The sequence below is a fragment of the Mycoplasmopsis primatum ATCC 25948 genome (genome assembly GCF_000702785.1).
GTDB classification, from domain to species: domain Bacteria; phylum Bacillota_I; class Bacilli_A; order Mycoplasmatales; family Metamycoplasmataceae; genus Mycoplasmopsis; species Mycoplasmopsis primatum.
On record NZ_JNJV01000054.1, the window covers coordinates 1 to 1,594 of the forward strand.

Annotated in this window: 2 protein-coding genes; both read left to right on the plus strand. The window is 22.1% G+C overall.

The annotated features are described in order from the left end of the window. Positions 1–191 (plus strand): hypothetical protein (locus T386_RS04435; protein WP_036460153.1); only part of this gene is annotated, 191 nt, incomplete at its 5' end. Beyond that, the coding region (locus T386_RS0104175) for a hypothetical protein (protein ID WP_029513859.1) at positions 163–1,594 on the plus strand (1,432 nt) is incomplete at its 3' end. The genes T386_RS04435 and T386_RS0104175, both read left to right, overlap by 29 nt.

Here is a 1,594-nt window from a genome sequence, read left to right on the forward strand (position 1 = left end):
GCAAGAAAAAAATGACTATTGATGTAATTTGAGAAAAGTTTAAAGAAAAATATACCCCAGACAATATTTATTCATTCCCCAATTTACAAAAAATATTATGCACTCTAATCTTTTTATTTACTATCAAAATTTTAAATGTGAATGATAAAGGAGAAATTTATAATGAAAATCTTGAATTTAATAATTTATAATGAAACCTTAAAAACAGAAATTAGAAACATTTCTTTTAATGAAAAAGGCGTTTCTTTCATATATGGAGACATAGACTTACCTCATGACGGTGGCAAAAGCATCAACAGTTTAGGAAAAACTATTTTATTAAAAATAATTGATACTATATATGGTTCTAATTCTATAAAAAATCTTTTTGCTAAATGAAATAATGGAGTGCTATCAGCAAATGCAACTATCTTATTTAAAAATAATAAATATATTATAAAAAGATATTTAAATTCAAAAGACCATAACATTGTATATGTTAATAACATAAAAATGACGCTTGCTGAGTATAAACAAAATTTTAATTTGAACAGAAAAAACATTGCCAGACAAATAATGACTATGAAAAAAAATTCAAATTTAGGGCTACAGTTAAATGTCACAGTTGATGACATCTCCTTTTTTCTAACAAATTTAGGCTTTACTAATTTAGCTGAATATGCAGTAAAAATGTATGAATTAAAAAAAGAGTATAAAAAAGATAATAATTCAGAAATAAAATTAGATTTAACCGAGGAAGAAATTGATGCTGACTTGTATATTGTCAATAATAGTATTTCAAATTTAATTAATAAAAACAAAATAGCAGAAAACAACATTAAAAATATTAATTTTTATGATGCTAAAATAGATCTTTCAAATGAATATGAGTCAAAAAATACATTGTTTAAAGATATATCATTGTATATAGCTAAATTAGAAGAAGAAAAGAAAAAGCTAAACGAATTTATTAATGATAGTTCTAAGGTTAATTTAATGAGCTCTGAAGATATATTTAAAATTTATAGTGAAGCAAATAGTGTCCTTCCTGATGTGGTTAAAAGAAGGTTTTCATTGGTAGAAAATTTTTATAAAGAATCCTTTTTACAAAGAAAAGATAAATTAGAAATTGAAATACAAAATATAGATGAAAAAATTCAATCTTATTTAGATTATCAAAATAGAACAAAAAATGAACTTAAAAAAATACAACGAATTTTAAATGAAAATAAAATATATAGAGAAAATATATTAATCTTACAAAATGTAGCTAATAAATTGACCGAACTTGAAACAAAAAAAGCCCAATTAGAAGTGAAAAGAGATATTTATATCTCTTTAAATAAAACTAAAAATGAGATTAAAAAAACTTTCGATGAATTAAAAGAAAAATTAGATAAAGAATTTGAAAGTATTTATCAAAACAATTCACTACAAATTTATAGAGATTTTATTACATCGTCATATAACCAGATATACGATGATAATTTAGAAACTGTCTTTCAAATATCAAAGGAAAAAAACTTCAAAATCACATCTAACAATTTAATTCCTGTAAAAGTAGATATATCTATAAATAAAGATGATGGTGAAGCAAGAACAGAAATTAAAAAAA